The 25,401-nt window shown below is 32.2% G+C and carries 29 protein-coding genes; 17 read left to right on the top strand and 12 right to left on the bottom strand.

Translation table 11 applies throughout. The features are described 5' to 3' along the window. Positions 1 to 301: macro domain-containing protein (locus K6343_02035; protein ID MEF3244753.1), on the bottom strand; the 301-nt coding region annotated here is incomplete at its 3' end. A 2-nt stretch (positions 302 to 303) separates the two neighbouring features. Further along, the gene (locus K6343_02030; protein ID MEF3244752.1) at positions 304 to 810 is read right to left on the bottom strand and encodes a type 1 glutamine amidotransferase; all 507 of its coding nucleotides are present in this window, start codon (positions 808 to 810) and stop codon (positions 304 to 306) included. Positions 811 to 891: 81 nt separating this feature from the next. Between K6343_02030 and uppP the strand changes: the two genes are divergently transcribed. Together uppP and K6343_02020 are read left to right on the top strand one after the other, a co-directional pair. After that, on the top strand, positions 892 to 1,695 hold the full coding sequence (gene uppP, locus K6343_02025; protein ID MEF3244751.1) for an undecaprenyl-diphosphatase UppP: 804 nt from the start codon (positions 892 to 894) through the stop codon (positions 1,693 to 1,695). An 8-nt stretch (positions 1,696 to 1,703) separates the two neighbouring features. Then, entirely contained in the window at positions 1,704 to 2,123 is a 420-nt protein-coding gene (locus tag K6343_02020; protein ID MEF3244750.1) for a universal stress protein, read from the top strand. Here K6343_02020 and K6343_02015 read toward each other — a convergent pair. After that, positions 2,115 to 2,573 carry a RidA family protein gene (locus K6343_02015; protein MEF3244749.1) on the bottom strand — a complete coding sequence of 153 codons (459 nt, stop codon included), beginning with the start codon at positions 2,571 to 2,573 and terminating at the stop codon, positions 2,115 to 2,117. The genes K6343_02020 and K6343_02015 overlap by 9 nt on opposite strands. 26 nt (positions 2,574 to 2,599) lie before the next feature. Then, positions 2,600 to 3,484 (bottom strand): GTPase Era, encoded by an 885-nt coding sequence (gene era, locus K6343_02010; protein MEF3244748.1) that lies wholly within the window; start codon positions 3,482 to 3,484, stop codon positions 2,600 to 2,602. A 124-nt stretch (positions 3,485 to 3,608) separates the two neighbouring features. Here era and K6343_02005 point away from each other — a divergent pair, with 124 nt between their 5' ends. After that, the gene (locus tag K6343_02005) at positions 3,609 to 4,409 is read left to right on the top strand and encodes a universal stress protein (GenBank protein ID MEF3244747.1); all 801 of its coding nucleotides are present in this window, start codon (positions 3,609 to 3,611) and stop codon (positions 4,407 to 4,409) included. Positions 4,410 to 4,424: 15 nt separating this feature from the next. Continuing rightward, positions 4,425 to 5,699, top strand: coding sequence for an anion permease (locus tag K6343_02000; GenBank protein ID MEF3244746.1), 1,275 nt, complete (start codon positions 4,425 to 4,427; stop codon positions 5,697 to 5,699). A gap of 1 nt (position 5,700) precedes the next feature. Here K6343_02000 and K6343_01995 read toward each other — a convergent pair whose 3' ends face one another. The 5 genes from K6343_01995 to tilS are packed head-to-tail and all read right to left on the bottom strand — an operon-like array spanning position 5,701 to position 11,221. After that, on the bottom strand, positions 5,701 to 6,792 hold the full coding sequence (locus tag K6343_01995; GenBank protein ID MEF3244745.1) for a DUF362 domain-containing protein: 1,092 nt from the start codon (positions 6,790 to 6,792) through the stop codon (positions 5,701 to 5,703). Continuing rightward, positions 6,779 to 7,501, bottom strand: coding sequence for an endonuclease (locus tag K6343_01990; GenBank protein MEF3244744.1), 723 nt, complete (start codon positions 7,499 to 7,501; stop codon positions 6,779 to 6,781). Before K6343_01990 ends, K6343_01995 begins: the two co-directional genes overlap by 14 nt. Next, positions 7,437 to 9,302 carry an ATP-dependent zinc metalloprotease FtsH gene (gene ftsH, locus K6343_01985; GenBank protein MEF3244743.1) on the bottom strand — a complete coding sequence of 622 codons (1,866 nt, stop codon included), beginning with the start codon at positions 9,300 to 9,302 and terminating at the stop codon, positions 7,437 to 7,439. Before ftsH ends, K6343_01990 begins: the two co-directional genes overlap by 65 nt. Beyond that, entirely contained in the window at positions 9,302 to 9,853 is a 552-nt protein-coding gene (gene hpt / locus K6343_01980) for a hypoxanthine phosphoribosyltransferase (protein MEF3244742.1), read from the bottom strand. The genes ftsH and hpt overlap by 1 nt, the downstream gene beginning before the upstream one ends. A 21-nt stretch (positions 9,854 to 9,874) precedes the next feature. Further along, positions 9,875 to 11,221 carry a tRNA lysidine(34) synthetase TilS gene (tilS, locus tag K6343_01975; protein ID MEF3244741.1) on the bottom strand — a complete coding sequence of 449 codons (1,347 nt, stop codon included), beginning with the start codon at positions 11,219 to 11,221 and terminating at the stop codon, positions 9,875 to 9,877. Positions 11,222 to 11,416: 195 nt separating this feature from the next. Here tilS and K6343_01970 point away from each other — a divergent pair, with 195 nt between their 5' ends. From K6343_01970 to K6343_01915, 12 genes are all read left to right on the top strand, one after another. Continuing rightward, positions 11,417 to 12,043 (top strand): cyclodeaminase/cyclohydrolase family protein, encoded by a 627-nt coding sequence (locus tag K6343_01970; GenBank protein MEF3244740.1) that lies wholly within the window; start codon positions 11,417 to 11,419, stop codon positions 12,041 to 12,043. Positions 12,044 to 12,047: 4 nt separating this feature from the next. Beyond that, the gene (gene rho / locus K6343_01965; GenBank protein ID MEF3244739.1) at positions 12,048 to 13,433 is read left to right on the top strand and encodes a transcription termination factor Rho; all 1,386 of its coding nucleotides are present in this window, start codon (positions 12,048 to 12,050) and stop codon (positions 13,431 to 13,433) included. After that, positions 13,423 to 14,007 carry a thymidine kinase gene (locus K6343_01960; protein MEF3244738.1) on the top strand — a complete coding sequence of 195 codons (585 nt, stop codon included), beginning with the start codon at positions 13,423 to 13,425 and terminating at the stop codon, positions 14,005 to 14,007. Before rho ends, K6343_01960 begins: the two co-directional genes overlap by 11 nt. Next, the gene (prfA, locus tag K6343_01955; protein MEF3244737.1) at positions 13,997 to 15,070 is read left to right on the top strand and encodes a peptide chain release factor 1; all 1,074 of its coding nucleotides are present in this window, start codon (positions 13,997 to 13,999) and stop codon (positions 15,068 to 15,070) included. Before K6343_01960 ends, prfA begins: the two co-directional genes overlap by 11 nt. Further along, positions 15,070 to 15,900 carry a peptide chain release factor N(5)-glutamine methyltransferase gene (gene prmC, locus K6343_01950; protein ID MEF3244736.1) on the top strand — a complete coding sequence of 277 codons (831 nt, stop codon included), beginning with the start codon at positions 15,070 to 15,072 and terminating at the stop codon, positions 15,898 to 15,900. The genes prfA and prmC overlap by 1 nt, the downstream gene beginning before the upstream one ends. Next, entirely contained in the window at positions 15,884 to 16,459 is a 576-nt protein-coding gene (locus tag K6343_01945; GenBank protein ID MEF3244735.1) for a threonylcarbamoyl-AMP synthase, read from the top strand. The genes prmC and K6343_01945 overlap by 17 nt, the downstream gene beginning before the upstream one ends. Beyond that, positions 16,456 to 16,965 (top strand): peptide deformylase, encoded by a 510-nt coding sequence (gene def / locus K6343_01940; protein MEF3244734.1) that lies wholly within the window; start codon positions 16,456 to 16,458, stop codon positions 16,963 to 16,965. The genes K6343_01945 and def overlap by 4 nt, the downstream gene beginning before the upstream one ends. Further along, positions 16,962 to 17,891: a methionyl-tRNA formyltransferase gene (fmt, locus tag K6343_01935; GenBank protein ID MEF3244733.1), complete on the top strand. Its 930-nt coding sequence runs from the start codon at positions 16,962 to 16,964 to the stop codon at positions 17,889 to 17,891. Before def ends, fmt begins: the two co-directional genes overlap by 4 nt. Further along, positions 17,869 to 18,639: a hypothetical protein gene (locus tag K6343_01930; GenBank protein ID MEF3244732.1), complete on the top strand. Its 771-nt coding sequence runs from the start codon at positions 17,869 to 17,871 to the stop codon at positions 18,637 to 18,639. Before fmt ends, K6343_01930 begins: the two co-directional genes overlap by 23 nt. Next, positions 18,636 to 19,508, top strand: a complete 873-nt coding sequence (locus K6343_01925) for an FAD-binding protein (protein MEF3244731.1) — start codon at positions 18,636 to 18,638, stop codon at positions 19,506 to 19,508. Before K6343_01930 ends, K6343_01925 begins: the two co-directional genes overlap by 4 nt. After that, entirely contained in the window at positions 19,490 to 20,716 is a 1,227-nt protein-coding gene (locus K6343_01920) for a molybdopterin molybdotransferase MoeA (GenBank protein ID MEF3244730.1), read from the top strand. Before K6343_01925 ends, K6343_01920 begins: the two co-directional genes overlap by 19 nt. A 188-nt stretch (positions 20,717 to 20,904) precedes the next feature. Next, positions 20,905 to 21,054 (top strand): S-layer homology domain-containing protein, encoded by a 150-nt coding sequence (locus K6343_01915; GenBank protein ID MEF3244729.1) that lies wholly within the window; start codon positions 20,905 to 20,907, stop codon positions 21,052 to 21,054. A gap of 712 nt (positions 21,055 to 21,766) precedes the next feature. Here K6343_01915 and K6343_01910 read toward each other — a convergent pair. From K6343_01910 to K6343_01900, 3 genes are all read right to left on the bottom strand, one after another. After that, entirely contained in the window at positions 21,767 to 22,684 is a 918-nt protein-coding gene (locus tag K6343_01910; protein MEF3244728.1) for a DUF5655 domain-containing protein, read from the bottom strand. Positions 22,685 to 23,079: 395 nt separating this feature from the next. Beyond that, positions 23,080 to 23,814 carry a CPBP family intramembrane metalloprotease gene (locus K6343_01905; protein MEF3244727.1) on the bottom strand — a complete coding sequence of 245 codons (735 nt, stop codon included), beginning with the start codon at positions 23,812 to 23,814 and terminating at the stop codon, positions 23,080 to 23,082. A gap of 76 nt (positions 23,815 to 23,890) precedes the next feature. Then, positions 23,891 to 24,181, bottom strand: coding sequence for a hypothetical protein (locus K6343_01900; GenBank protein MEF3244726.1), 291 nt, complete (start codon positions 24,179 to 24,181; stop codon positions 23,891 to 23,893). A 429-nt stretch (positions 24,182 to 24,610) separates the two neighbouring features. Between K6343_01900 and rpsB the strand changes: the two genes are divergently transcribed. Beyond that, positions 24,611 to 25,390, top strand: a complete 780-nt coding sequence (rpsB, locus tag K6343_01895; protein MEF3244725.1) for a 30S ribosomal protein S2 — start codon at positions 24,611 to 24,613, stop codon at positions 25,388 to 25,390. Positions 25,391 to 25,401: the final 11 nt, after the last annotated feature.

The raw sequence follows: 25,401 nt of genomic DNA, 5'->3' as shown, positions 1-25,401 counted from the left end.
TTTCTTCATCTCCTTCTCCCCATTGTGGTCCAACAACATGGATTACGTATCTTGCTTTTAACTTATAGCCTTTTGTAAGAACTGCTTCTCCTACCTTAAGAGGTCCATTTCTTTTAACAATTTCATTGCTCTCTAACTGAATTTCATTTCCTCCTTTTTTAACAATTGCAAGCGCTACGCCACCTCCATGAGACAAATACGAGTTTGCTGCATTAACTATTGCTTCAGTATCTTCCTCGGTAATATCACCTTCTACAACGGAAATTTTTGTGTTGTTAATAGTCCTTACATACTTTTCCATTTTTAACCTTTAAGAAATTTGATAACTTCTTTCATAAAATTTGGTAAATCGGAAGGCATTCTTGAAGTTATGAGATTGTTATCAACTACAACGCTTTCATCAACATATTTAGCCCCTGCATTGATAACATCATCTTTAATTGAATAAAAACAAGTCATTCTTACCCCATTAATTACTTTTGCTGAGATTAGCACCCACCCTGCATGACAAATTGCTGCAACTAACTTGTTAGAATCAAACATTACCTTAACAAATTTAAGAATTTTTTCATTTCTTCTGAGAAGATCTGGTGCATATCCACCTGGAATGATTACCCCATCAAATTCTTCAAAATTGATTGAATCTATTGATTTTTCTGCTTTCATTTCTAATCCAACTTTAGAATGATAAACTTTATCTTGGGGACCAACAAGGACTGATTCAAAGTTTTCTTCTTTAAGCCTAAAATAAGGGTAAATAAGTTCGAATTCGTTAAAATTGTCTTCAATTAAAACTGCAATTTTTTTCATCCTTCACCTCCTTTTAAATTGTATAAAAATTTTAGTTTTTTGAAAGTCCCTGTATAATTATTTTAGTTAAGGGAGGTATGAATGAACTTTTTGGAAGTAGTTTTTTTAGGAGTTGTGCAAGGAGCAACCGAATTCTTACCCATTAGTTCTTCTGGCCATCTGGTGCTTTTGCCGGCACTTTTAAGAATTCCTATACCAAATTTAGCGTTTACAATGGGTCTTCATGTAGGAACACTTTTAGCGGTATTAATTTATTTTTGGAACGATTTAAAAGGCATTTTAAAAGGAATATTTTCATTTTACAAAAAAGATAAATCCGAAGAAGGTAAGTATTATCTTAATCTTTTTATCTTAATTGTTGTTGCAACAATTCCTGCAGGAATTGTAGGTTTTCTTTTTGCAGACAAAGTCGACCTTTTATTTTATTCCCCAAGAACTGTTTCTTACCTTTTTTTTATAACAGCAGCATTTCTGTTTTTAGCAAGTTATTTAGCTAAAAAGGCAAATAAAAGCATACAAAATATGACATTAAAGGATGCTATTATTGTAGGCATTTTTCAGGTTATTGCACTTCTTCCAGGTGTTTCAAGGTCTGGGACAACAATTACTGGTGGTATTGTTTCTTCAGTAAATAAAGAGGAATCTTCAAGGTTTTCTTTTTTACTTTCTATCCCTGTAATTGCAGGAGCTGCTTTACTTGAATTAGTAAAAGCGGATTTTTCAATATTTACGCCAACTGAATTGCTTGTTGGTATCGTTGTTTCTTTTATTTCTGGGCTTATTGCTTTAAAGATTTTCTTTCCTATTATTAAAAAGACAAGTTTTTACACCTTTGCTGTTTATTGTGTGATAATAGGACTAATAGGTATAATATTTACAAAGTGAGGTGGGTTATGTTTGAGAAAATTATTTTTCCGTTTGATTTCTCAAAATTTAGTGAGATGGCAGTTTCGTATGTAGAGAAACTTATGGAATTTGGTGCAAAGGAAGTCGTTCTTGTAAATGTTCTTGAGTATGAGGAACTTACTACGAGACCTTTATCAAAAATTGAGTTGGAAGAGTATAAAAAGGGTAGTTACGATAGGCTTAATGGCATAAAAGAAATACTTGAGAAAAGTGGCTTAAAGGTTTATATCAGAGTAGAATTCGGCATTCCCTCTAAGGTTATTACGGCTGTAGCAGAAGAAGAAAAAGCTAATTTAATAGTAGTTTCTTCAACAGGAGCAGGCTATACGCCAAGCCTTATTGGAAGCACAGTTCAAAATATTATAAGGCTTTCTAAAATTCCTGTGCTTGTTATACCATCATTCTAATTCTATCACTCCTGAAACTTCTAAACAAGCTCCCATAGGAAGAGAATTAGTTGAAACTGCAATACGAGAATGTTTTCCTTTTTCTCCGAATATTGCAACAATTAAATTTGATACTTCGTTCATTACTTTTGGTTGATCTATAAAATCTTCGGTTGAGTTAACGTAACCTTCGATTTTTACAAACCTTTTAATTTTTGAAAACTCACTGATTGCTTCTTTTACATTTGCAAGCAAGGAAAGAACTATTAATTTAGAGGCATTTTTTGCATCATTTAAATTTAATTCTCTACCAAATTTGCCTTGCATTACAACACCGTTTTCAACTGGAATGATCCCAGAGAAGAAGAGTAAATTTTGAGAAGTGATAACACATGGAACATAACTCCCTAAAGCTTTTTGGGACTTTGGTAATTCAAGTCCCATTGATTTAAGATTCTCTTCGATTGCCATTTTTTGCGAACCTCCTTTATTTTAAATTATTCTACGATGTAACCAAGCCTTTTTAATTTATTCTCTAATTTTGGCCAATCTTCCTCAACTTTTACTTGAATATCAAGAAAAACTTCCTTTTTTAGTATTTCCTGTAATTCAAGTCTTGTAGCAGTCCCAATTTTTTTAATCATTGAACCATTTGCACCAATTACAATGGCTTTTTGCGAATTTTTAGCAACATATATAATTGCCTTAATATAGATTAGGCTATCTTTTCTTTCTAGGACTTCTTCAACTACTACAGAAGTTTCGTAAGGGAGCTCTTGTTTTAAGAATAGATAGAGTTTTTCTCTTATTAGTTCAGCTACCTGCAAACTGAAAGGGATATTCGTTACCTCGCCTTCAGGGAAAAGTGGCATTCCTTCTTTTAGATGTTCAACAGTTTTTTTAACAAGATCATCAACATTTTTTCCTGTTAAAGCAGAAATTTTAAACACTTCTTTAAATGGAAAGGCTTTTGTAAATTCATCTTCTGTTTTTGTAATTTCTTCAGTAGTATATAGATCAATTTTATTTATTACCAAAAAAGTTTCAATAGAAGCCTTTTCTAAATATTTAAATAGTGTGCTGTACTCATCTCCTATGTAATCATTTACTTCTACCATAAGGTAAATTAAATCTGCACCCTCAATACTCTTAAGGGCAAGAGTTATCATGTATTTATTTAGTGCATTTCTTGCAATATGAAACCCTGGAGTATCTACAAAAACTATTTGAGCTTCGTTTAAGTTTCTTACTCCTAGTATCCTAAAACGTGTCGTTTGCGGTTTTGGAGTAGTAATAGATATCTTCTTTTGGACTATGTAATTTACAAGTGTAGATTTACCTACATTAGGCCTTCCTAAAATTGTGACAATACCGCTTTTCATCAACTTCTCCTTTTATTTATTGTTCTTTTAAAGTATTATACCATATAATTTTTAAATCCCTAATTCTTTCTGTATTTTTTGATATAATAGGTATGTAAGAAAAATTTTTAAAGGAGGAAAAAGAATGGAAGAAAAAATCCTCATTTTAATAGATAACTCAAAAATTATGGAGAAAGTTGTAGAGTATGTGCATACTCTTTTTGAAGATGCAACGCTTTACCTTCTTAGTGTTATAAATCTTGGTTATTTTGCAAATTATTATTCGAAAACCGTTTTAAATGAAATGAAAAATTTAAGTGAAGAATCTCTAAATAAAATTGAACTTTTCCTTGAAAGTAAAAATGCTAAATTTCAGTCTGAGATTCTTGTAGGTGATCCTGTATCTGTTCTGTTAAGTTATGCTAAGAGAAAATCAGTAGATTTAATTGTTCTTGAGACCCATGCTGGGAAAAGTGTTAATAAAATTAAAATTGGGTCAACTACTTACAATCTTCTTGTTAACTCTCGCATACCTGTTCTGCTTTTAAGCGAAAATCTTGAATTAAAAAAGCCTGAAAAAATTTTACATCCAACTTCTGGAAGTAAATATTCTGAAATTGCAACAGAAGAAACAGGTAAACTTGCTTCTTATTGGAAATCTGAGGTTGAGGTTCTTATTCTTCGCGAGCCAAAAGATCGCATTGCTGAAAAGGCAAAAGACATCTTAAAGACATATAATATTACACCTAAAATAGAATTTTCAGAAGAAAGTGAAATAAATTCTATACTGAAAAGATCAGAGTTTAACGATATAATCATTGGTTCAAGAGGCAGCCCAAGACCAACTTATAAGATGAGAACAATATTCAAAACATTTTCATTAGACCCGACACTTAAAATTCTTATCGCCTTTTTACCAAAGCCATTATTACTTATTTGCGACTAGTATATGGAGGCAAATATGTCAAACTATGCAATAATTGCAAGTATTATTTTTGTTTTGGTTTATGCTGTTATAATTGGAGAACTATTGCCACGCACGATAATTACTTTAAGTGGGGCAGTTCTACTTTTTATCTTAGGAATTGTTAAAGAAACTCAAGTTGTGTCGTTGGTTAACTGGGATGCAATGGGTTTAATTCTCGGCATGTTTATAATTGTGCATGTTCTTGTTAAGGGTGGGTTTTTTGACTTCGTAAGCACTTACATAGTTAAGATGACAAGAGGGAATCCATTTTTAATATTCTTTTCTCTTTCATTTTTTACAGGCATTTTAGCTGCTTTTATGGATAGCATTTCAGTTATGCTTTTTATGGCGACTTTGTCAATCAGTATTTCTGAAAAACTTGATACGGATCCAGTCCCTTTTGTGCTTTCACAAATAACGGCATCAAATCTTGGTGGTTCCTCAACCTTGATGGGCGATCCGCCAAATATAATTATTGGGACAGGTCTTGGTATTTCTCTTGCACAATTTTTAGCAAATCTAACTCCACTTGTATTTCTATTACTTATTCTCAATGGTTTTCTATTTACTTTTGTAAACATGAGCAGATTAAAAAAAGCAAAAGTTCTTGATGCCGAGTATATCAATAACTTAGAACCATCTAAACAGATAAAAGATTATTACATGTTCTTAACTGGAATAATTGTTTTTGCTCTTGTAGTGGTTCTTCTTTTTACACATAACAAATTTGGCATTCCAGTTGGAAATGTAGGTATTATAGGTGCAGCTCTATTACTTTTTTTAAATGGGCATAGAGTGGAAGATATTTGGGAAAACATAGATTGGGAAGTTCTTATTTTCTTTATCACTTTATTTGTTATTGTAGGGTCCCTTGAAGTGACGGGTGTAATTCACATACTTGCAGGCGCAGTTATTAAATTTACCAAAGGAAGTATTATTTTAACAAAGGTTGTTTTGCTTTTTTCCTCCTCATTTTTATCCGCTTTTATAGACAACGTGCCTTTTGCTGCTTCAATGGTTCCTTTAATTAAATCACTTGCGAGTAAAGTATCTTTGAGTGTTGTGAGTATGGCATTAATCACAGCGTTTGGAACCGATGTGGGAGGTAGTATGACCCCGATTGGTGCTTCCGCAAACGTTGTTGGACTTTCTATCCTTAAAAGTGCTGGCATTGAAGTTACATGGAAGGACTACATTACTAAGGTTGCTCCAATAACGATAGTTGAATTAATCTTAGCAGGTATTTTCTTTTTGGTCTTCTATCATTAATTTAAAAATTGAAATACTTTTGAGCTATTTCAACACAGAAATTGCATTTTATACACTTAAATTTGTCTATTGAATACCCTGATTTGTCTTTATAAATTGCTCCTGTTGGACAAAGAGTCTCAATTGATGAGATTGTATCATCGTTTTTAACAATTTTGGGGACTCTGTTTTTCTTAAATGCATTTGAAAATTTTAATCTGTTTACAAGTTCTTTTCTTATCTTTTCAAAATCAACTCCATCAATAACAATATCTTTTAGAAGCCCGTCCCCGAGATCGTATAATGAACCAAGTTTATTTGTAGTAATTTCTGAAGAACGGAATCCAATAATAACAGAAATAACTGCATCTAAAGAAAGTAAATCAGAAGAGGCCATTAATACATTAAATTTGTCAAGCTCACTTCCTGTAAGTTCGCCTTGAATACCATCTACAATACCAAATAACACCTTACTTTTAAATGCGCTAAAAATATCTAATAGTGAATCTTCAAACTGTCCAGAAAGAGCCTTAATAAAAACATTGCTTCTAAGGTTTGTTGGTATAAAGTAGAGAAGGGCGTTAACAAAACCACCGATTTTTGAAATAGGAGAATCCTTTAATTTAATAACTGGGATTACGTAATCTGACTCTGCAATATTGTAAGGCAAAAGAACTTTTTTAAAAGTTCGAGGTTTACCTAGATTAACTCTGCTTAAAACTTTTTCTTCCTTTGCCTTTTCAGGGTAAAGTAGAGGGTATCCTCTTATGTGATCGTTCTGTTTAGTTATATTTCCAATTTCAAACTCAATATAAGGCTCATCTCTAAAATTATGGAGTTCTATTCCATGATCCAAAAGTTTCTTATAAATTTCTTGAAAAGCATCGCTATTAAAATTTGATGCTCCAAAAATGACTTTATTTACTCCGTTATCTTTAAGAATGTTATTTAGAGCTAATAAGACTGATGCATCCGGTGGAGGGAAATCAAAGACTACACTGACTGTATTAATTTTTAACGTTTTTAAGTCGGTAAAGTTCAACAATTCTAATAAACCGTTCTCAATAATCTCTTTTTTATAACTATTTACTTCTACTACTTTAACTAAACTCATATACACTTCCTTTCTTTGGACATTCTTTATTCAAAACACAAGCACTACAATTTGATACTTTTTTACAATACCTCTTTGATAGCTCTACAATTAAAGCATGCATCTCTTTGTTATTTTCCAAAGTGCTTTCCAAAGAATTTTCTTTTAAAGCGTTTTCAAATATTTCCCTTATTTTATCGTATGCTAAATTAGTATTTTCAATTATACCAAATCTATACGAAAATCTTTTTGTATAGGCATCTACAACGAATATAGGTTTATCGAGTGCATAGAGAAGAATAGAATCTGCAGTTTCTCTTCCGATACCATTAACTTTTAGAAGTTCGTTTCTTAAATCTATAAGATCTCTTTTTTTCATTTTTTCTAAATCCAAGTCGTAAAATTCATTGAAGTAGTTAAGAAAAGCCTTTAATCTTAGTGCTTTTACATTATAAAAACCGACTTCTTTTATAAAGGTCTTTAAATTTTCTGCATCAACTTTAAAAAGTTTATTTGCCTCAAGTAAATTCTCTTTTTTCAGTTTTTCAATTGCCTTTTCAACGTTTTTCCAAGAAGTTTGCTGAGTAAGTATTGCCCCAACAATTACCTCAAAAGGAGTATCAGCTGGCCACCAATTTTGTTTACCGAAGCTTTTAGAGAGTTTTTTAAATGCTCTCAGTATTAATCTGTTCTTCTCTTTTAACTCTTGAGAGGTAGTTTTTGAGTTCATCCCCTTGGAGAGTTTCTTTTATCTTTAAAGCAGAAACTATTTCTTCAACAAGATTTCTATTGATTTCAATAAACTTTTTTGCTTTATCATATGCGTATTCAACAAAATGTTTTACTTCAGCATCTATTAGGTCTGCCGTTTTTTCACTGTAGTTTCTTTCTTCCCCAAGTTCTTTCCCAAGGAAAATCAATTCCTGCTGCTTTCCAAAGGTTATAGGACCAAGCTTCTCTGACATTCCAAATGCTCTAACCATTTTTCTTGCAATATCTGTTGCTCTCTCAAGGTCGTTTGCAGCCCCAGTTGAAACTTCTCCAATGAAAATTTCCTCCGCTGCTCTACCACCTAATAGTGCAGCTATTTTATTTATTAGTTCACTCTTTTTCTGTAAATATTTATCTTTTTCTGGTAATTGAACATTGTACCCTAAAGCAAGCCCTCTTGAAACTACAGAAATCCTGTGAACTACGTCTCCTGAGGGTAGTGCAGTAGTGACAATCGCGTGCCCAGTTTCATGATAGCAAACAATTTCTTTTTCTTCATCTGATAATACCAAGGATTTCTTTTCTGGACCAGCGATAATTTTATCAATTGCCTCTTCGATTTCCTTTTGTGTAATTTTTTCAGAACCTTTTCTTACGGCTAAAAGTGCAGCTTCATTCAAAAGGTTTTCAAGATCTGCACCGGTAAAACCTGCTGATTGCTGAGCAATTGCAGTTAAATTAACATCATTTGAAAGAGGTTTTCCTTTTGCATGTAGTTTAAGGATTTCTTCTCTTTCCTTTGTATCAGGTAAACCAACAACGATTCTTCTATCGAATCTTCCTGGCCTTAAGAGTGCAGGGTCAAGAATATCAGGTCTGTTCGTAGCTGCTACAATTATAATTCCTGTATGAGGATCAAAACCATCCATCTCAACAAGAAGTTGGTTTAATGTTTGCTCTCTTTCATCATGTCCGCCACCGATACCCGCACCTCTGTATCTTCCAACCGCATCAATTTCATCAATAAAAACTATACATGGAGCAAATTTTCTTGCTTGATCAAATAGATCTCTTACTCTGGAAGCTCCAACACCAACAAACATTTCAACAAATTCAGAACCTGAAACAGAAAAGAATGGAACTCCTGCTTCACCAGCAATCGCCTTAGCAATAAGTGTTTTTCCACAACCTGGAGGACCAACAAGCAAAACCCCTTTGGGAATTTTTGCTCCAAATTTCGAAAACTTGAGTGGGTTTTTTAAAAATTCAATAATTTCTTTAACCTCTTCTTTAACCTCATCTGCACCTGCTACATCTTTAAATGTAATTTGAGGTCTATTCTCAAGGAATAACTTTGCTTTACTTTTGCCAAAACTGAATGCTTGATTTGATCCTGATGCACCACCCAACATCCTTTGCATCAAAAACCACCAGATAAAAATCATAATGATCCATGGGACAATGTTTAAAACCAAATTCCAAAAAGTGGAACTACTCTGTTCTACTTTAAAATTAATTCCATTTTTTCGAAGCTCAACTTCAAGTGTTGTAGGGAATGGTAGTGGTTGTGCCTGCACCATTTGTCCATCTGATAAGACTCCAGTCACTAAAGTTACATAATTATCTTGGACTTTGATAACAACATTATTTATTTGTTTTTCCTCTACATAATTAATAAACTGCGAATATGGAATTGTCTGAACCTGATTTGCACTGTTGCTAAAAAGGAACTTAGAACTTAAAAAAAGAACTCCTATTAAAATAATCCAACCTATCAGTTCTCTTACTATAAAGTTTTTAGAATTTTTATTCGGTGTCATTAATCGTTTAAACCTCCCTTGTAAACTTTTTCTTTTAAGATACCTATGTATGGTAAATTTCTATATTTTTCTTCGTAATCAAGGCCATAACCAACTACGAAGCTATTTGGAATTCTAAAGCCATAATAATCTACTTTTACATTGATAATTCTTCTTTCTATTTTGTCAAGCAGTGTGCAAATTTTAATACTCTTTGGTTTTCTTGTTTTTAGTAGCCGAATCACAGAGTCCATGGTAAGACCTGTATCAACAATATCTTCTATAATAAGCACATGGCGACCTTCAATTGGAGTATCTAAATCTTTAAGAATTTTAACCTGTCCACTTGATTCTGTCTTTCCTCCATAGCTTGAGATAGCCATAAAGTCAACGGATAAGGGAATGTTAATTTCTCTAACTAAATCTGCTAAGAAAACAAAGGCCCCTCTCAGTATACATACAAGGAGAGGAAATTTATCCTTGTATTCTTCTGAAATCTGTTTTCCAAGCACTTCTACTCTTTTTTTGATTTGTTCTTGGGTTATTAAAATTTCTTCAATATCCTCGTGCATAGAAACATTATAGCAGAAATTTTAACTTGATGCTATAGCTTTAAGAGCAAGGACTTTTCTTGTGCTTTCACTTACCTTTGCGTGTTTACTTCTTACTATCCCCACAACCCAAAGAATACTTCCTTTACTATCAATTAAAAGTGGGGTTTTGTGTCTTAAATTTGATTTTATTTTTTTATCAACAAAAATATCTTGGAGTTTCTTTGTTCCAAAATCCATTTCAACAAAGTCTCCTTCTTGTCTAAATCTAAGAAAAAGCGGAAAATTTAAAAGATCGAAGTCAAAGTATACTACATCTTTTTTTGAGTAGTCTATTTCAGTTTTTTCTACAAAGAGTGCCTCTATTTTAAGATTTGTCTCCTCAATAAAAATTGTAGAGGGAATTTCAAGAGTGTAAATTTTATCTATTGTAAAAGGAGTTTTTTGTGTTAAGAAGAATGTTTTACCGTTTTTTATGAGGAAAAGGTTATTTGCAATATTTATCTTACGCAACTTTTCATTTGAAAGAAAATCAATAAGGCTTTCTATTTTTTCAAAACTCCCGAATGGATCTAACAATTTAAATAGTATCCTTCTTTTATTAGCAAGGGGAAGGAGATTAAACAAATTTAAAGAATACTCATCTTTATTAACTTTTATTGCATTCAGATCTATTTGAGCAATATTTTCAAGAAAATCATTTTCTTCAAGAAGAATCTCAGCAGTATTTAGTATATGGTTTTCAAAATTTGGATAAAGCGAAGAAATTAATGGACTAAGTGTGAATCTAATGCTATTCCTTTCATATGAAAGATCAAAATTTGTTAAATCAACACAATAAGGTAAATTATATTTCTTTGCAAATGCTTCAATTTCACTTCTTTTAACTTCAACAAGAGGGTGTATTATTCCATTCTCGTTTCTTAGAAGACTTGTGAGTCCCTTTGTGCCGCTCCCCTTAAATAAGTGCATAAGGAATGTTTCTACAAAATCATTTAAATTATGCGCAAGCGCAATTTTATTGTAATTGTATTTTTCTTTTATTTCTTTTAGAAACTGAAATCTCAAATCTCTTGCAGCCTCTTCAAGTGTTTTTTTATAGGCTTCCCTGTATTGCATTACGTTTCCTTCACCTTTATAGCAAGGTATTTTAAGGGTTTTTGCATACGAACAAACCATTTCTACTTCTAAATTACTTTCATCTCTAATGTGGTGGTTGAATGTCCCTATGCCAATTTGGATATCAAAATCGTCTTTTAGCGAGTAAAGTATTGTAGTAAGAACCATAGAATCGATTCCACCTGAGACTGCAATAAGAACTCTATCTCTTTTTTCAATAAGTTTAAAGTTTAGAATAGTTTTTTTAACCTTCTCAAATAATTCTTCCATTTCTCTAAAAGCATTATACACATTTTAGATTCTTTATGAAAAGTTCGTTTTGCAACTTTGGTAAGTTTTTAAAACAAATTTATAAAAAAGATTTTGATTACTTGACATAAAGATAAAAATGTATATTATATATTTGGTAATGTTCAAACTCGTTTTAAATTCTTGTTTTATCGTTTAATATAAGAGAGGTGAATTATGTATTCGAATTTGACCCTTAAAGATTTTTTAGCTAAATTATCTTCTTCGGATCCAACTCCAGGTGGTGGAGCTGCATCTTCTATTACTTCTGCTATGGGATTTGCACTTTTGAAAATGGTCCTTTCGGTAAGCTACAAGAAAAATTCCGATGGGAAAATAAATAAACTTATAAATATTGTTGATGAATACATTAACTTTTCTCTTGAAAATGCAACCTTAGATGCAGAATCTTTTGATAGAGTTATGGCTGCGTATAAGTTACCAAAACAAACAGATGAAGAAAAACAACTAAGGAGAAACGCAATTGAAGAAGCCTTAAAAGAGGCTACAACTGTTCCTTTTAGTCTTATAGAAAAATTGTATGAATCCTCTAACTTAATTGCCGAAACAAGTAATGTTTGCATAGATTCGATTGCATCCGATTTTTTTACAGCCATAAGTCTTTTCGATACCGCAATGAGTGGAGCACGTTCTGTTGTTCTAATTAACCTGAAATTAATCAAAGATAGAGATTTTGTAAAATCTACTTTCTCAAAATTAGAATCAACCAAAAAAGAGTTTGATAACTTAATAAACGATTTAAAGAATAAATTCGATGCTAAATTAAAACTTTCGGAGGAATAAAAAAATGGAAGAAATTTATAGGTTGACTGTTGAAGACTTAAAAGCAATGACTGCAAGGGAACTATATAAAGTTGCCCAGATTGTGAAACTTAAAAATTACTCTCACTATAAAAAAGACGAACTTGTGCAAGCAATTTTTGAATTAATTTCTAAAAAGGGAAGCGATTACAACGAATCTACAGTAAAAGAGAAAGAAGACCGTGTTGTAGAAAAAGAGACATTGGAAAAATCGATTTATGATACAAGCACTTCAGAACAACCAAAGAAAGAAACTGGTAATCAACTCTACTTTAAAGGACTTTTTGAAGCACATCCTGATGGCTACGGTTTCTTAAGAGCTAACTATTTTCCAGCATTTACTGATATTTACGTTGCACCGCCTCTAATAAGAAAATTTGGTTTAAGGACTGGAGATGTTGTCTCTGGACCAGTTCAAAAACCACAAAAAGAAGGAGAAAGATATCCGGCACTTGTTAATATTGATACGATTAACGGCATAAAAGTTAGTGGGTTTTTCAAAAGGCCTCTTTTTGAAAATTTAACCCCTTACTATCCAACAGAGAGAATTGTCCTTGAGACACCTAACGGAAACCTTGCCTTACGTGTAGTTGATTTGATTGCTCCTTTGGGAAAAGGACAGAGAGGTTTAATTGTTTCAGCACCAAAAGCTGGCAAGACTACACTAATGAAGGAAATCGCAAAAAGTGTTGTGAAAAACCATCCTGAAATTTATTTGATGATTCTTCTCATAGATGAGCGACCAGAGGAAGTAACAGATATGAAAAATAGCGTCGTAGCCGAAGTTGTAAGCTCTACTTTTGATCAACCACCAGAAAACCATATTAGAGTTGTTGAATTGGCTCTTGAGAAGGCTAAAAGACTCGTTGAAGTTGGTAAGGATGTAATGATTCTACTTGATGGTATTACAAGATTAACGAGAGCATACAACCTGTTGAGCACTTCAAGTGGTAAGACTCTTTCAGGAGGATTAGACCCACAGGCGATAAGAGGACCAAAGAAATTCCTTGGAGCAGCAAGAAACATATTGAACGGAGGAAGCCTTACAATTCTTGCAACTGCTTTGATTGATACAGGATCAAAACTTGACCAAGTTATATATGAAGAGTTCAAAGGCACAGGAAATATGGAAATTGTCCTTGATAGAGAACTTGCAGAAGAAAGAATTTTCCCTGCAATCGATATTAAAAAATCAGGAACACGTAGAGAAGAGTTGTTGTATAAAGGTGATGAATATCAAAAAATTCTTACCCTCAGAAGATTTATTAGTTCTCTTGAGCCAGCTGAAGCATTGGAAAGACTCTTTGAAATGTTAAAACAAACAAAATCAAATGAAGAACTTTTAAGGAGTATAGTGGTCGATGAAAAATAAAATTGGCAAAATAGAAGTAATCACCGGGTGCATGTTTTCGGGCAAAAGCGAGGAACTTATTAGAAGGCTTAAAAGAGCAAAAATTGCAAAGCAAAAAGTAAAAGTGTTTAAACCCTCTATTGATACAAGGTATTCTATTGTAGAAGTTGTTTCACATGCTGGAGACAAAATCGAAGCAATTCCTATTTCAAGATCTAAAGAAATATTAGATCAAATTGATAAAGATACCGATGTTGTTGGCATTGATGAAGCACAGTTTTTTGATAATGAGATTATAGATGTGTTAAGAAAACTTGCAAAGGAAGGTATAAGGGTTGTAGTTGCAGGGCTTGATATGGATTTTAGAGGAGAGCCTTTTGGTCAAATGCCGTTTATGATGGCAATTGCAGATGAAGTGATTAAACTTCATGCCATTTGCACTGTGTGTGGAGAAGATGCAACAATGACGCAAAGGCTAATTAATGGTGAACCTGCTTCATATAATGACCCTGTAGTTATGATTGGTGCTAGTGAAACTTATGAAGCAAGATGCAAACTCCATCACTATGTAAAGGGTGGTAAGAATGATAGATAAGTTAGAAAAGACAATTGAAAGATACGATGAACTTTCAAAACTACTCTCCGACTCTTCGGTAATAGCAAACCAAGATCTTTTTAAAAAATATTCAATTGAATATAAAGAACTTGAACCAATCGTTAATACATATCTTGAGTATAAAAAAGTTGAAAAAGAACTTGAAGACTTACAAGAACTTTTAAATGCTGAAGATGAAAGCCTTAGAGAACTTACCGAAGAGGAAATTGAAAAGTTGCAATATGAAAAGAAAGAAATTTTAAACAAAATTAAACTACTCTTAATTCCAAAAGACCCTTATGAAGGTAAAAATATAATTATGGAAATACGAGCCGGTGTTGGAGGCGAAGAAGCTGCGCTCTTTGCTAAAGACCTTTTCAAGATGTATCTTGGTTATGCTGATATAATGGGTTTTAAAACCGAAATATTAGATTCTCATGAGACAGATCTTGGTGGACTTAAAGAGGTGATATTTTCAATTTCAGGAAAAGAAGTCTACAAATACCTAAAATACGAGAGTGGTGTGCACAGGGTGCAGCGAGTTCCCGAAACAGAAGCATCAGGAAGAATACATACTTCTACTGCTACAGTTTCCGTTCTACCTGAAGGAGACGAAGTTGAAGTTGAGATCAATCCAGATGATTTAAGAATTGATATTTACCATGCAAGCGGTCACGGTGGCCAGAATGTGCAGAAGGTAGCAACAGCAATTAGAATTTTGCATAAACCCACAGGGATTATTGTAACTTGTCAAGATGAAAGGTCTCAACTGCAGAATAAACTCAAGGCAATGAGGATATTAAGAGCAAGGTTACTTGATCTATACGAGCAAAAGAAGGAAGAAGAAATCACAAGTGCAAGAAGAGCCCAAATTGGCCGTGGAAATAGAAACGAGAGGATTAGAACCTATAACTTTCCGCAAGGAAGAGTTACTGACCACAGAATAAACTTGTCACTTTACAATCTTGAGGAGATTATGGAAGGGAATCTAAATGAGCTAATCAACGCTCTTATGGAGAACGAAAAGAACCAATTGTTAGAGGAGTATTTTGGTAAAGAGTAATGAAAGTTTCGGAGGCACTTCTTTATTGTTCAAATAGTCTTAAAGAAGTTTCTGATTCGTATGCTCTTGAATCACTTTTAATTATGAGTTATGTTTTAAATACTTCAAAGGAAGATGTGTATAGAAAAGAGGAAGAGGTTCTGGATAAAACCCAAATAAGTTTTTTAAGCGAAATTATCCAAAAAAGGAAACAAAGATACCCCCTTCCCTATATCTTAAAGAACAGAGAGTTTATGGGTCTTAATTTTTACATAGACGAAGGAGTGCTTATCCCAAGACAAGAAACAGAAACCCTTGTTGAAATTGCCTTAGAGCAAGCAAAAGATAATAGTGTTTTTCTTGATATAGGGAGTGGTTCAGGAGTTATTGCAATTTCTATTCTCTATTTTAAAGAGTCTATTTCTTCCGTAGCTGTCGATGTTTTGGATAAAGCAATCGAAATAACAAGGATGAACGCAATAAAGCATGGCGTTATTAACAGACTTAATATTTTCAAGGCTGACTTTAAAGAATTAAAATTCAATGATCATTTTGATTTCATTCTTTCAAATCCACCTTATGTTAAAACTGGAAATCTTAAAAACCTGCCGTATGAACCACACATAGCACTAGATGGCGGTGAAAACGGATTTAAATTCTACCCTAAACTCATTGAAAAATCATATGTAATGCTTAAAAAAGGCGGTTTTGTAATTTTTGAAATTGACCCTGAAATATTAGATGCAGTGCTTAAGGAAATGGAGAAGTTTTTTACCAATATCGAAGTTTTTAAAGATTTAGGTGGATTTGAGAGGTTTGTTTTTGGAGTAAAATATGAAGGAAGATTTTAAAAAGGCAAAAGAATTTCTGCTTAAAGATGGAATAATAGCATTTAAAACTGATACAGTCATGGGAGTTGGAGTAAATGGACTTAGTAAAAAGGCTGTTAAAAGTTTATTTGATCTAAAAAAACGTCTTTACGATAAACCAATTTACTTACTTGCGTATTCTTTTGAACAGATCTACGAGTATGCTTGCTTAATCCCTCAATATGCCTTAAAGCTAATGAAAAAGTTTTTCCCTGGTTCACTTACACTTATATTTAATTCACAAAAGAAATTATACACAACGCCGCTTGAGTTAGGTGAAACCATTGGAGTAAGGATTCCTAATTATCCAGATTTAATTGAATTTCTTGCGTATATAGAAATTCCTTTATTGAATACGAGTGCAAATTTCTCTAACGAACTTCCACTAAAAACGAAAGAAGATGTTTTGAAAAGTTTTGATAAAAAAGTTTTTTTCGTTGAATTTGAACACGAAATTGAGATGCTAGATATTTCTTCCACAATAGTTGATGCAACATCTCATAAACCTGCTATAATTAGAGAAGGAGCGGTTAAAATATGAAAATTTATATTTACGGACATCCTGTATTAAGGAAAAAAGCAAACAAAGTAACAAACGTTGATAAAAAATTACTGAGTATTGTAGATGATATGTTTAAAACAATGAGAAATAATACACCTAAGGGCATTGGTCTTGCTGCAACTCAGGTTGGGATTCTACAATCATTTTTTATTTACGAGATTGATGATGATAGTGGTGTAGTTATTAATCCTGAAATATTAGAGAAAAAAGGCGAAAAAGAAAAAGAAGAAGAAGGATGTTTGTCTGTTCCGCATGTGTATGGTGTTGTTGAAAGGCCATCTAAGATTTTTGTTAGGTATTTTGACCTCAATGGGAAAAAACGTGAAGAAGAAATAACAGGTTTAAAAGCTCGGGTTTTTCAGCATGAAATAGACCATTTAAAAGGTGTTATTTTTACTGATTATATTGACGACATCGAAGTACTTGAAGTCGAAGAAGGGTATGAATTGCCAGAAGAACTTTTAAGAAAATACCAGAATTTATGAGATATGCTTTTTTTAGTGGAAGTGAAATTTCAATACCGTTTTTAGAAGCAATATTAAATGAAGTAGTTTTAATTGTAACCCTTCCACCGAGGGTAAAAGGTCGTGGAAGTAAAAAAACTGATAATCCCTTAAAAACATTCGCTAACAGTAAACAAATTGATGTAATTGAAGTCGAAAAATTCTCTAATGAAATTAACCAAAAAATCCTCTCTTACAATCTTGATGCAATTGTTGTCTTTGCTTTTGGAAAAATTATCCCAGATGAAATTATAAACAACGTTCATTGTCCTTTAAATATCCATCCGTCAGATCTTCCTCTCTATAGAGGAGCAAGTCCTATCGAGAGGCAACTTTTAGATGGAGTTGAGGAATCTGCTGTAACAATCATTAAGATAAGCAACCAATTAGATGCAGGTAGCATAATCTTTAAGGAAAAATTTAAAGTAACTCTATTCGATGATTATTTTTCGTTTTTAAGAAAGGTCTACGATATTGGGATTACACTTTTAAAAGACGCTCTTAAATGTTGTTCGGAAAGTAGGTGTATCCCCATCCCTCAATCAGGTCAAGCAACCAAAGCAAACAAAATTAAAAAAGAAGAGGAGATAATTGATTTTAATTTAGTTGCTCTGTCTGTTCATAACAAGGTAAGGGCGTTTACAAGAATCGGAGCCTATGCAAAATTTAGAAATAAAATATTAAAAATTTTCAAAACAGAGCCAATTTTAAATTTCGAACATTTTGAAACCCCAGGGAAAATCGTTAAAATAGAAAAAGATTTTTTTGTCGTTAGCTGTGGGGTTGGTGCTGTAAAGGTTTTGGAAGTACAACTTGAAGGTAAAAAAAGAGTCCCTTCAAAAGATTTTATTAATGGTTATAAATTAAAAGAAGGAGAAATTCTAAATGAAAATTGCAGTCCTTGTTAAGATAGTTCCGAAACGTATTGAATTTGACATAGCACAGAAACGTATTATAAGGTCTAAGGAAACAATAATAAATCCTAATGATCTTTTGTCGATTGGAGCTGCAATATTCTTAAAAGAAAAAAATAACGCTACCGTAACCACAATTTCTATGGGACCGGAAAGCGTTGCACAAACATATAAGAAGGTTTTTGATTTTGGGGTAGATAGAGCAATACTTCTTTCAGATAAACTCTTTGCAAATTCCGATGTTTATGCCACTTCAGTTGTTCTTTCGAAAGGTATTCAAAAATTTGTTAATGATTTTGACCTTGTTTTTGCATCCGATTATTCTGTTGATGGCAATACTGCCCTTTTAGGCGGAAGTATTGCAAAGTTTCTTAATATTCCATACTTTTCGCATGTATTTGATTTTAATTACATTGAAGATGGTTCCATCTCAATATTTAGAGAAAATAACGGTTTTATAGATGAATTTATTGGGATGGGTAGATTATTTCTATCATTCTCACCCAAATACGATAAAATTGCCTTGTCAAATCTCTATTATATCTTTAATGGGAAAAAAGATGTTGAAATTTATTCAAACGGGGACTTAGGAATAGATGAGCAACTCTTGGGTTTAAATGGTTCTAAAACTTTAGTTGAGGAAGTATTTAGTTATGAAGTAAAAAGTGGTGCAAAAAACCTTATAAAAGAGAACGGCCATCTTACAATAATCAATTTCTTAACCAAGGAGGAACTAATTTGAAAGCACTTGTTGTAATTGATGAGAAGGAGGTCGATTTAAGTTTAATAAAGAACTATTTTAATGGAGTTTTAGTTGCATCCTTTAAAAAAGACTCAAATGCGCATTATGTCCCTCAAAAAGATATTTATACCGCATTTGAAGGATTTCTATTTCTTAGTAAGATTCCAAATATTTTATCATTCGATGCTCTAATTTTTACTAATGAAGTGCTTCCAAGAGAAGTTGCTACATTCTTTGCAAATCATTTTGCTCTTTCAATAGTTTCACATACTAAGGGTTTTGAAATCGGCCAAAACATTAAAGGGATTGTCTATAGTTGGGGGGACATGGGGCTTAAAATTCTTACAAAGACAAAGCCATCTGTATTTGTTTTTGACTTCCGCAGTAGTTCAAAAAACAAATTTGATTATAGCGCAAAAGAAGTTGTTAATTTTGAAGAATTAGATAATCAAAATCCTTCAATGGTTACTACATTAGTGAATAGAAGTAGAAAAAATTTTTCTGATCATATAGATGCAAAAATTGTAGTAGGTATTGGTTTAGGGGTTCGTAAAGAAGTATTACCTTTTGTTAAAGAGTTTGCAACATTTTTAGGAGCTCCACTTAGTGGCACAAGACCGGTTGCCGATTTAGGTTATATAGGTAGAGACAAGTTTATAGGGGATACAGGTATAAAGATAAAAACAAATGTTTATATTGCTTTTGGTATATCTGGTGCAATTCAACACTTAGAAGGTATTAACGCCAAAAATATTATTGCGATTAATTCTGACAGTTCTGCCCCTATATTCAATTATGCAACTCTTTGTATAAATGAACGTGTTGAAGATGTTATAGGACAACTACTCCAATGGGCGAGAAGTTTTTAAGAGTTATATCTTTAACTTACATTGAAGAAAACATATTAAACTATTTTGAAATCCCTATTGAAAAAACTACACTTCCAGTTTTTGAATCTTTAGGGTATTTCACTTCAGAGGATATTTATGCTAAAATTCCCCTTCCTCCATTTAAAAAATCACTTGTTGACGGGTATGCCGTGAGACATAACGAGGTAAAAGGAGCAAGTGCTGAAAACCCTGTGATGCTTAAACTTTTGGGCAAAATTGAAATAGGTTCAAACCCAATTGATTTGACTTATCCGAATTCTGCTGTGTATGTTCCAACTGGTGGCGCTGTTCCTTTAAATGCGGATGCAGTTGTTATGATTGAGAATACTGAATTAGTAAATGATACGCTCTTTGTTTATAAAACAGTAACCGAAGGAGAAAATATTTTTAACGAAGGTGAGGAAATAAAATCCAATACTTTAATTTTAAAAAAGGGTGAAAGAATTACACCCAAAGTTTCTGGCATTCTTAATACAACTGGCAATAGAATGATCCCTGTTTACAAAAAAGTAAAAGTTGGTTTTTTTTCAACTGGAAGTGAACTAACTGAAGTATATCCATTACCAATTGGCAAGATATACGATTTTAATAACATAACCCTTCATTCACTTCTTATAAAAGATGGTTTTAATCCGACTAATTACGGAATAATTGAAGATTCTGAAGCAAAGATTAAAAAAGTTTTAAAAACTGCTTTGGACCAAAATGATATCGTTTTAATGACTGGTGGAACAAGTAAAGGTGAGTTAGATTTTACAGTTAAAACAATTAATGAGTTAGGTAACCCAGGAGTGTTAATCCACGGGATCAACGTTTCGCCTGGTAAACCTACCATTTTTGCAAGCATTTCAAATAAATTAGTTATTGGATTATCAGGCAATCCTCTTGCAACATTTCTTATTTACTCTTTAGTGGTAAAGGAACTTATCTACAAAAAACTTGGTTTTAACTACGAAAAAAGAAAAATCTACGGCATACTTTCAGAAGATGTTAACTCAAGAAAAGGAAGAGATGAGTTTATCTTAGGAAAATTAGTCAGTAAAGATAATAAAAATTTTATAGAGCCAATACTTGCTGACTCTTCATTTTCCTTTGCAATAAAGGAAGCCCAGGGATATTTTATAATCCCTTCCCAATTTGAGGGAATTACTGCAAATTCAATCGTTGAATTTTATTTCTTTGATTAATAACTCTAAAGTATCAGGGCAATCTATTAGATTTAGTAAGTAGTTAAGAAGACTAAACTCTATCCAGCAACATCATATCTCATTTTTATATACTTAAACAATATTTTTAGTCATAACGATGTCATATTTGATACTATGGGTAAGGCAAATCAACTAAGTGTCCTCGCAAAAATTTTCCTTACATTCAATTGCTTGATGCTTTAAGAAATGGCGAGCCTTTTTTTGATATTGGAGAAGGTTATAAATACATAAATGAAGTAAAAACATTAAAACAACTTGGAATTATTAAAGGCGATGGCAAGGGTAATTTAAGACCATTTGAATGCATTAAAAGTTAAGAAGTAATACTGATAGCGTATAGGATAATAAAATTGTTGGAGAATTAAAAAAAGGTTTTTTCATTCTAAGAGAGGTTTTTATTCTAAAAAGGTTTTTATTTTAAAAAAGTTTCATTCGTCTCTATTTCCTCGAAATTTAAAAAAGCTTTTTATTGCAAAATTATGAAAGTGGGCTTTTTCAAATGAGGTTTTTATTCGTAAAGTTACGTTGCAAAATAAAAATTTAGGACCTTTTCAAAGCAGTTTTCATTAACTAAGATATATTCAAAAATTAAGAAGATATGTTTAATTAAATCCTTTTCTTTATTAAGTTGTGTTACAAGATTTCAAACAAAAAATCAGGGCTTTTTAACTAAGACTTTTAATTAAATACGGTATATTGCAAAATTGAGTATAATATACTTGCACATCTCCTTTCTTTTCTCTCTCATTTACTTTCTTTTTACTCTCGCCTCCTACCAAATGGTAGGAGGTTTTGTTTTTAGCCATGTAAGTAAGGTAAAAGAAAAATGATCTTGCAATTGTTTAGTTCAAAGAAGCGTAAACCTGCATATCAATTTTATTATTCTAAATTTGTAGTCTAATCTCTCTCTTACATAATCTTTTACTTGAATCATGATAAAACCACCTAAATCTTATGATACATTGCTATAGAAAGATTGCTAAAAGCAATTTTAATAAAAACTCAACACTACCCAAAAATTTTTCATCTTTAGACAGAATTTTTCTTGTAGGACTGTTTAACTAATGAGAGAATGTAATCCATCTCCTCATCGCTACTGATTTTTAATTGATAATCTCCATTTCCCCAATGGCCAACCTCAGAAATGTCCCTTGCTAAACCCTTTGGGTCATATAACTCACCTTTTTTAAGATTCAAATAAACTTTTAATTCTTTCTTGTGGATCTCTACATCCGTAAAATTTGATTTACTAACAAATGCTATGTATTTCTTTTTCGGCTTGATTTTGATATCGCTGCCAATTGATAGCACAGATGCCTTAAACTTTTCGTAAAGCTCTTTTATCTCATCTGGAACGTATAACAAATGGTCATCTTCAGTATAAACTTTAATCTCTTTACTAACGTTAGCAAAAGTTTTGCTTTTATTGGTAAGTGTTTTTATTGATTCACTTGCTCCAAACGATTGTATTTGCTCAATACTTATTGTTTCATTTGCATACTTCTTTATTTCCCATAATTCTATCGGCAAATCCTTAAAGTTTATTGATTGTATCTGATATGTTGTAAATGACGGAGCAATAAACACTACTCTTGTTTGTGTCCAATCCACATCATCCTTTTTAATTGGCTTTTTCTTACTCTCATTGTATACAAGGACACACTCAGCCTTATTATTAAGCACCAAAGATAGGTATGCGTATCCCTGGTCTATAACACTAAAGTTCTCGTCCTTTTTATATTCAATTACAACAAACGCCTTTGCCTTCTCGTCAAATGCAAGAGTATCAATTCTAAAATTTTGGATTGTAAACTGAGCTTTCACAAATTCCAAGCCAAACAATTCTTTGAGATTATCATCACATATTTTCTGAATGTCCTTTTCCAGTTTAAAATCAACTTCTTCTATATGAGTTAAATTTCCATCTTTTATCGAATAAATGTCCATTGCATTACCTCCTTAAGGAAATTATATTCTAATTTTCGAATTTTAATAGTGAATGAAGAACATTTCTCTTAACTTGTTTAGATTAAAACATTGACCTCTTTGCTTGTTTAACTCTCTTCTTGTTCGGGTTGAGAGCGTAAAACTTGAGAAGCAAGATCATTTTCTTTAATTACTTAAGGGCTTTATTCTTTTGGTCTCTTACTGCTGAGTGAGAGATAACAAGCATTTTTGTTGAGAATAGAAGTCTGCTTATGTAGGTTTCGTATGGGTAGGATTTCCTTTTTGAAAAGGTCATTTTCATCAAAATGAAATATTACTCTTAAATATTTTCAAATTTGTAATTCTTTTCTGATTGTTTTCAAGAAAAATTTACTCTGTCACAAGTAGAAATTATATTAAGCTCTTTTCTCAATTACATCTTCACCTTTTTTATAAGCTAAGAAAACAAATAGATAATAGAATAAAATACCAAAAATCGCACCAATCACACCAGAAAGATTTCTTAATTCTATTGCAATATGGATTACAATCCCAGGAAGAATGGATCCTGTCCAATATCTTATGAGTGAGAGTAATAAAGCTGCTTCAAATACATCTATCATTCTTGTTCCACTTTCAGGAAGAAAAGTCTGTGTATGAACGATTGCAAAACAAATACTTGAAATCAAGATAGCCCACAGCCATGGTCTTTTTTTATTTTTGAATAACCTAAAAATCAGTTCGTATAAAAAGCCACGGGTAAACACTTCTTCACCTGTTCTTGCATATGTCTCTACTAATACATTTATAAAACTTTTGACATTAATATAATTAACGTATAGATTATGCATGTTGAAGATAGCAGTAAGCATACTTATTACAACTACAAAGGCAGTGAATGCAAGAACTTTGTAATTCAGAACATATCCAAAATCTTTTATTTTCCAATCAGCATATTTCGTAAATATAAATATTGGCAAGTATTGTAACGTCCAGAAAATAATAGCAAAAATAAAAAGTTTTGAATTAGCCTCAGTGGGTCCAGGAGACCAGGTAAAGTAATTTATTACTGCAGCAGAGATTAAAAAGCAAAGAGCATACACTACTCCGAAAATGTAGGTATTTCTATAGCTCATCTCCTTTGGAAACATAGTTAACTTTCCACAACTCTTGAGTTTCTAATTATGAGAAACTCGTCTTAAATACATAAATATTCAAATAATGATTTTATATAAAATATAAATATTTTGCAAGTTTTTGCTTGAGTTTCTTTCTTCTTTTTATTTTGAAAGTTATGACTTTCTTTCTTTGCAATTGTTGTATTAAAATAATACTTTTTAAATTTCTTAGTGCCCTTTGCTTTCTATATCTTACCGCAAGCTTTGAGATGCCAAGCTTTCTTGATAGTTTATGAATAGAAGTATGCTTAAAGTATATCTCGTAGATGATGTTATAATCATCGTCTTTTAATTTACTAATTGCACTTTGCTTGATTTCTTCTATATTCCTCTTTTGCATATTTATACATCCTCCGATTTATAAATTTATGTGAGATTTTTAAAAGTTCCTCATCTGTTGTTTTAAAAGCATAATTTCTGTAAGTTTCTATATGGGCGAGTTTTTCTTCTTGAATAAGTTAGTCATTTTCAGTATGAAACGTCCTTGCAATTTTTAGTTCTAAACGCTTTCAAGTTTTTATTTTTAAGCAATAGGTAACTATTGCTTAAAAAATGTAGATAAACTAAAATAGTTTTAAAATTCTTAGAACTCAAATGTATTATTTTAATTAAAAAAAGTTCAATGTAATAATCATAAACCTTGATTTTTTTGAATAAATTCATAAAATGTAGTGAATACACACCATCTGAATTTCTGGAAAGTGCAAGACGCAACTTGCCTCCAGAAGTAGAAGGATGGGAGGAAAAAACTAAATTGGGAGGTTTTAGAATGAGTGTTGTTACAATGAAAGAATTACTAGAGGCTGGTGTTCATTTCGGACATCAGGTGAAACGCTGGGATCCTAGAATGAAAGAGTACATTTTTACAAAAAGAAACGGTATCCACATTTTTGATCTAAGACTTACAGCTAAAAAAATTGAAGAGGCTTACAATTTTGTAGTCAACATTTCAAAAGAAGGCGGTAAAATTGTCTTTGTCGGCACAAAAAAAGCAGCTCAGGACATTGTAAAAGAAGAAGCAGAAAGATGTGGCATGTTCTATGTAAATGAACGATGGGTTGGTGGTTTGCTTACTAACTTTCAAACGGTAAGGAGAAGTATTAATAGGTTGAAGGAACTTGAAACAATGGAATCTGAAGGTTACCTTTCAACAATCTCTGTAAAGGAAAGAGTTAAACTTGAAAGAGAACTTGCAAAGTTAAGAAAACTCTATGAAGGTGTAAAAGATATGGTTACCTTACCTTGGGCAATTTTTGTAACCGATACCCATAAGGAGAGAAGTGCCATATTAGAAGCTAAAAAAATAAGAATTCCTGTAATTGGAATTTGCGATACAAATTCTAATCCAGAAGATGTTGACTATTGCATCCCTGGAAACGACGATGCAATTAGGTCTTTGAGACTTTTAACTTCGATTGTTGCAAATGCAGTGATTGAAGGTAGAGAAGGTAAAGTCGATCGTGAAGAAATTGTTGAAGAACAACCCCAGGAAGAAGTTATGGTAGATGAAGACTTCAATTTTGAAGATTATGAAGATTATAAAGGATAGAGAGGTGATAT

This window comes from Caldisericaceae bacterium, assembly GCA_036574215.1.
GTDB lineage: Bacteria > Caldisericota > Caldisericia > Caldisericales > Caldisericaceae > Caldisericum.
This window is presented reverse-complemented; position numbering and strand designations above follow the sequence as displayed.